The sequence below is a fragment of the Cellvibrionales bacterium genome (assembly GCA_016713115.1).
GTDB lineage: Bacteria > Pseudomonadota > Gammaproteobacteria > Pseudomonadales > UBA7239 > UBA7239.
Window position 1 is genome coordinate 25,318 of the sequence record JADJPU010000002.1, and the last position, 6,950, is coordinate 32,267.

Below are 6,950 nucleotides of genomic sequence, written 5' to 3' on the forward strand. Positions count from 1 at the left end.
AACAGGGCGCATTGTAAGTTAAGTTGCGAAAAAAGCACACTTCTTCTGAACTCAATGCTTGATGCAATGGGGAGTGGTAGTATCTTCGGTATGAAGGAGAACTGGATGAGTTACTTTCTCGACCGCTTGCAATTTTTCGCCGTGTCTCAGAACCTTTTTGCCAATGGGCATGGTGAGGCACTTTTGGAGAACCGCGATTGGGAAGACAGCTATCGCGCGCGCTTCGCTTCAGTACGACGAGGTCAATGCGCTCAACACACGGCGTGAATTGCACTGGCTCGTGCAGTTGGAAGATTTATGTGAAGAACGGTCTGAGTGACATGGGAAACGCAGCAGACCGACTACCCTCACCTCCGCCCCGACCTCCCCAATCACGAGCCGCGCGGCTGCCCGCGCCGAAGCGAGCTACTCGTGGTATTTGTACGAGTGCCAACCGTTTGGAAATACCCCTTAGTACGCGGCGCGCTGTTGCGCTTGTGGCGCGAGGCGCGCAAAACGCTGAAGCCCTGTGCCGGCGTGGGCGAGGTATTGTTGAAGGCATGACGCGCGCTAAATCCTACAAAAGCAAACGCGGCATGGGTGGTTTTGCGCGGGTGCAGTGGGAAGAGGGCATTGAAATGATTGCGCCTCAGAATTTGCCATACCATAAAAAATATGGACCGGATCGCGTTATTGGTTTTTCTCCTATTCCCGCGATGTCGATGGTGTCTTATGCCCATGGTGCTGTTTATCATTATTGGGCGGCGCGTGTTTATCGTTTTACGACTGGTATTGCGATCTGCCGCCTTCCAGCCCACGGAGATGGGGAGAGCTTAAACCGGTGTGCCGGAATCTGCCGATTGGTACAGCAGTCAGCCCCATCATCGCGTGGGGTTCAAATATGCCTGAGACGCGCACACCCGACGCACATTTTTTACCGAAGCGCGCGTTACAACGGCACAAAAACGAGTGGCGATTACGCCCGATTATTGCCGAAGTTGCCAAGCTCACCGATCACTGGCTGCACCCCAAGCAGGGCACGGATGCAGCGCTCGCGTTTGCGTTTGGTCATGTGATTTTGAAAGAGTTTCATGTCGACAAAACGGTGGATTATTTTTCAGTCTTTATCGCCAGTACACGGATAATACGCTCTTAGTGCGTTTGGAGCAGCGCGCCGATGGGCGTTTGGTACCAGAGCGTTTTTGCGTGCCAGTGGTTTATCCGGTTTGGTTGAAAGTAATAGCAGAATGGAAGCTTTGGCGTTTGATGAACACAGTGGGCAGATCCGTGCCGCGCGGCTATCGGATTTCGTTGGGGCGAAAAAGCCGAATGGAATATTGGAAAAGACAGCGCCGGGAGAGAAACGAAGCTGCGTTTATCACTGCCAGATTTTAACGATGGCGTGGCGGCGGTTTTAGCTATCCGTATTTTGGCGGTGTCGAACACGCCCATTTTACGGCAACGGAAAATTTCCTGACATTTTGGAACGCAATATTCCCGTTAAAACAGCTCACGCTGGCCGATGGAAAAAGCAGGCGAGTGGCCCCCAACGGTTTGATTGCTGCTCACCTATTACAGGCGTAGATCGCGCGGTTTTGGCGGCGGAAATGTTGTTTAAAGGTAGGCAGAGATGTGCCGGGCACGCCGGCGTGGCAGGAAAAAATCACCGGTGTGCCACGCGCGGCTGTGATTGGCGTTGCGCGATGAGTTTGCAGAAACCGCCGCCGAAACGCGCGGGCGTAGCATGATTCACTTATTTGGCGCTGGCATGAACCATTGGTTCCACAACGACATGAACTATCGCGACTGAATCAATATGCTGGTGATGTGTGGCTTTGTAGGGCAAAACCGGTGGCGGTTGAATCCCACTATGTTGGGCGGGAGAAATTGCGCCCGCAAACCAGTTTAGCTGCCCTTGGCGTTTGGTTTGGATTAGGGCAAACCGCCGCGCCAAATAAGATAGCACTTCGTTTTCTATTTCAATTCCGATCAGTGGCGTTACGAAAAATTAGCGGTTGGAGAAATGTTGTCGCCACTCGCCGATGCCCCCAAAGTTGGTGGTAGTCAGGCGGATTTGAATTTTACAAGCGATTCGCATGGGTTGGTTGCCGAGTGCGCCACAGTTGAATCGCAATCCACTGCATATTGCGCAAGCGGCAAGAAAGGCTGGCGTATCGCCGTGATTTGTTAATGCAGCAGATGAAAACAGGTGGAGTTAGATTTTGCGTTTTCGGACCCAGACGCGCCGGAAAACTTTCCCCGCGCCATGTTTATTGGCACTCTAATTTTGCTCGGTTCATCTGGCAAGGGCACGAATACATGCTGCGCCATTTGCTCGGCACGCGTCACGGTTTGCAGGAGGCAAGATTTGGGTGAGCGTGGCGCGGTGAAGCCGGAAGAAGTGCGCTGGCGCGATGAAGCACCAGGAGAAAATTGGATTGATGGTGACGCTGGATTTCCGCATGTGCACCACGGCCTTGTATTCCGACATCGTGTTGCCAAACAGACCCTGGTATGAAAAGACAAATCTCAATACCTCAGACATGCACCCATTTATTCATCCACTGTCAAAAGCGGTGGACCTGCGTTAAAGTCGCTTGCAGTGATTGGGATATTTTTCAAAGGTGTGGCCGCAAAACTGTCAGCGAAATGGCGGACGGTGTGTTGGGTGTAGAAAAGGATGTGGTATTAGTGCAAATCCTTGCACGACACCCCCAATGCCTGGCTATGCCATTTGGTGTTAGCGATTGAAAAAACGAGTGCGAACCGATACCAGGAAAAACTATGCCGACTATCGTGACCACGTTGAGCGCGATTATCCCAATCTGTATAAAAATTACCGCTCTTGGGCCGTTGTTGAACAAACAAGGCAATGGCGGCGACCCGCATGAAGGCTGGAATACACTGGGGATGAAGGTGAGAGTCACACAGGCGAACTCAATCTGTCGTGTGTTGGATGAAGGTCAGCGAGTTGCGGTCGTCCGCTACGACGCAGTGCGATTGTTGCCCGGCAGAAGTCATTTTGCATCTCGCGCCGGAAACCAATGGCCATGTGGCGGTGAAAGCGTGGGAATCTTTAGGTGAATTTACTGGCCGCGATCACCCGCATTTGGCGGTAGAGTAAAGCGCATGAAGCGATTCGCTTTCGCGATATTCAAGCGCAGCCGCGCAAAATTATTTCTTCGCCGATTTGGTCTGGTTTGGAAGATGGTATGTCAGCTACAACGCCTGTTACCGCAATGCTGCAGGGCGTGTTTCCGTGGCGCGCACTCACCCGGCAGGCAGCAGTTTTATCAAGATCACGCGTGGATGATTGCTTTTGGCGAAGGCTTTATATGCGATTACCGCCCACCCGTGGAATGCCAAAACCATTGCGCCGCGCTGCTCAATAAGCGCAGCAACGGCAATAAAGAAATGGTGTTGAATTGGATTACGCCCACTGAAAATGGGGCATACACCCCTTCTCTGGCGATAATTTGTTGATGCAAACACTGTCGCGCGGTGGGCCGATTGTGTGGCTCAGCGAAGGAGTGATCCGCGCAGTGCGAATATCGAAGATAACGGAATTGGATTGAATTATTTAATGTCAACAGCGCGCGTGCTGCGCGTGCGGTGGTGAGTCAGCGTGTGATGCCAGGCATGGCGATGATGTATCACGCACGCGCGCATTCTGAATACGCCAGGTTCCGAAATCCTGCCGGCACGCGCGGCCTTTGTTACACAATTCAGTGACGCGCATCGTGCAAAAGCCGACACCGCATGATGATTGGCGGTTGCACGCACGCAACTGTCTTACGGCTTTAATTACTACGGCACTTGCGGTACCAACCGTGATGAATTGTCATCGTGCGCAAAATGAGCAAAGGTGGATTGGTTGGAGAACGGAGACAACACAACAGGAGGCATGAAACTCAATGAGAACACGCGCACAAATTACCGTGGTGTTGAATACTCGATAAGTGCTTAGCCAGCTTGCCACACCTGCTCTGTTACTTGCAAAAATGTGTGGACTAGCCGTGAAGGCGTGGAATACGCAGTGGTTTAACATCCCCCAATGACCAGGGATTGGTTATCAAAGAATGGGAAAACCAAGACAAATGGAATGGCGGATGGGTGCGTACAGCCAAAGGCAAACTGATGCACTTTTTGGCGGTGGACGCTGGCGTTTGTTGTCCAAGATTTTTGCCAACTCCTGATTTGCCGCAGATAGACGACTACCACGAACCGTTCACTTTTTGATTATGGGCATTTACATACCGCGCCAGACAGCGCGCATCCCAAGCCCGCGTTTTTCCTCACTGATTAGTAGCGAGCGTATGCAAAAAATTGAGTGGGGACCAAACTGGGAAGAGATTCTTGGTGGAGAGTTCAATAAGCACTGGCCAAGATAAAAACTTTGACAATATGCAAAAGATATTTTGGACAGTTTTGAAAAAACTTTCATGATGTATTTGCCGCGCCTGCCCGACTACTACCTCAACCCTGCCTGCCACGTGTCAGCCTGCCCATCAGGTGCGATTTACAAACGCGAAGAAGACTGGCATTGTGTTGATCGCCTGAGACAAATGTATCTATGGTTGGCGTATGTGTGTAATCGGCTTGCCCCCAGAAATACGAAAAAATTATTACAGCTGGAAGGTAAGCGAATCTGAAAAATGTATTTTCCACCTTTATCGCGCATCATTGAAATGGGCGAGCCGACCAGTGTGTTCGGAAACTTGCGTGTGGGGCGCATACGCTATTTAGGTGTGATGCTGTATGACGCCGATCGCATTGAACGGGGCAGCCGTGCCGGCAGAAAAAGATTTGTATCAAGCGCATTTGGATATGTTTTTCTCGATCCGCATGGCCCCACAGAATGCAAAGCCGCTGCGTGCAGAGAAAGTCGCTGCAAGCTGTGGTGGAGGCGGCAAAAATATCGCCGGTTTATAAATGGCGATTGATTGGAAATTGGCGCTGCCAGCACCATCCTGAATACCGCACGCTGCCGATGGTGTGAATATTGCCGCACGCTATCACTGATTCAAGCTGCCGAAAGCAGGGCAAATCGCCATGAACGGCAAATTGCCGGATCGGCTGGTTTCGCTGCGCCCGCCTGTTTTTTATTAGGCGTTTTTATTAACAGCTGGGTGATAGAAGCGCCGGTGGTCTGCGCATTGGAGCGTATTTTGGCGATGCGCTTGGCGGCGTGCGGTGAATGTGGACCCAGTGTGGAAGACCATGCGGCGTTGCAGCAAGTGGGTTTGAGCGCCGCCTAAACAGAAGATATATGCCGCTATTTGGCGTTACTAATTCTGAAGACGGTTTGGCGATTCCGGCGCGGGGCATCATAGCGATCCACCTGTAACGATGCGTTTGGTGAGCGTGGCGGCTGCGGCGGTTTCTTTTCGGCAATGGTTGTCACGGCGATAGCGCGGCAGGTTATTTGGTCAGCGCAAAACCACCGGCTTTGTGGTGCAAGAGTAGCTATCTGCTTACGTCACGAGGAGGCGGCACCATGAGTGTATTAAAGCTGATCAAATTGTGTTGTTGGATTATCCTGCACGGGGCGAATTGTGGCAACACGGTGAAGAAGTGTTGCTAGCCGGTGGCAATTCCGGTTTGCCTACCTGGCGGCAAAAGCCTTGACGCAATTTGTGCGTGAAATTTATTCTGAAACGCAGGACGCGTTGGATGCGACTACCGGTGGTTGTCTTTGTTCGATCGCGGGCGCCTTGCAGGTCTTTGTTGTTTGAACACATACGCGGTGAATCAGCGCGATCGCGGACGGGGCGATGGTGGACCTGCTGGAATGATACCTGCTAAGAATGGTTTTGAATTGGCAACACGCGAACTGCCCGATTATTGCCCTTGGTGTTGGAATATCTCAGCCATCGCCCAATCGAACCAAGAAGCCGGATTGGTTACAAAACTTGCAGCGCATCATTTGCGTTACTGGCGGCGCGTGCAGGCCAGAGCGCGAGGTCCGTATGCCTTGTTGCTAACACTGTTAGTGGAGATGGCCGAAGGTCGTGTAGATCTTTCAGCTTTGCGGCAGCAGTGCAGCAAGAAGTGCGCGACGACACGCCGGAAGTGATGGATCGTCTCAGCCGGGAAGAAGAAGTGGTGCGCTTGGTGTTGGCACGCCCGCGTGCGACAACAGCGAATGCCACAGACGCATCGTGCTGACGAAATAAAACCTCTCCGATTCACCTACTTGCGCAGCCGTTTTGACAAATAGAACGCATGGAACCAATTTGCTTTTCAGATTTATCCCTATATCACTATGGCCGTTTTTATCGGCGGTTAGATTTGCCTTTATGACAAAGCCATGTACACCTGGCGCACTGGCTCAGCCAGATGTTGTCAGACAAAGGTATGCGCCTGGGCAGTAATTTATTTCATATCGGTGTGTTGATGGTGTTGGGCGGGCATTTAGTGGGATTGCTTACGCCGCATGCGGTGTATAGGCATGCTGATTTCTACGCCGCATAAACAATTGTGCTTTGATGGTGGTCCGGCGGCGTGTTTGGTGCGATGTGTTTGGTTGGTCTGTGCATTTGTTATGGCGGCGTTTAACCAATCCGCATTCGTACAACAGGTTCTTTTGCCGATACGCTGGTTTGCTCTTGCTGCTTGCTCGTTGCTGCTGGGCTTATCCAGTATTTTTATTTCTGCGCAACATTTGGATGGCAGTGAAATGTTGTTGATGGCGGAATGGGCGCAACACGTTGTCACATTGCGCTGGGTTTAACATAATTCTCATTTTTAGGTGTGCATTGGATTTACAAAGCACACGTTGATCGATATAATATTCTTTTTAGTCGCGCCCTTCCCGCGTTTGGTGCATATTGTGAAGAATGACTGTCGGCTATTTGTGGCGGCCTTATCAAGTGGCCGTCGTCGTCAGAGGCGCCTATTGTTAATCAACCGCCGCTGCGTGTGGGATGAACACTTTATGTCCTCATCATCGCAGCGCATTACGACGCTGT

General features: G+C 51.6%; 1 protein-coding gene and 5 pseudogenes. All 6 read left to right on the top strand.

What is annotated here, in order from left to right; translation table 11 throughout:
* The first annotated feature begins 105 nt into the window (after positions 1-105).
* A complete protein-coding gene (locus IPK30_12175; GenBank protein MBK8103976.1) occupies positions 106-267 on the top strand; it encodes a hypothetical protein in 162 nt (53 codons plus the stop codon).
* Positions 246-543 (top strand): annotated as a pseudogene (locus tag IPK30_12180) (hypothetical protein). Before IPK30_12175 ends, IPK30_12180 begins: the two are co-directional and overlap by 22 nt.
* Positions 540-665 (top strand): annotated as a pseudogene (locus tag IPK30_12185) (molybdopterin-dependent oxidoreductase). Before IPK30_12180 ends, IPK30_12185 begins: the two co-directional pseudogenes overlap by 4 nt.
* Positions 666-695: 30 nt before the next feature.
* Positions 696-3,838: pseudogene (locus IPK30_12190) on the top strand (nitrate reductase subunit alpha).
* Positions 3,839-3,893: 55 nt separating this feature from the next.
* Positions 3,894-5,445, top strand: a pseudogene (gene narH / locus IPK30_12195) (nitrate reductase subunit beta).
* Between the two features lie 799 nt (positions 5,446-6,244).
* Positions 6,245-6,950: pseudogene (gene narI / locus IPK30_12200) on the top strand (respiratory nitrate reductase subunit gamma).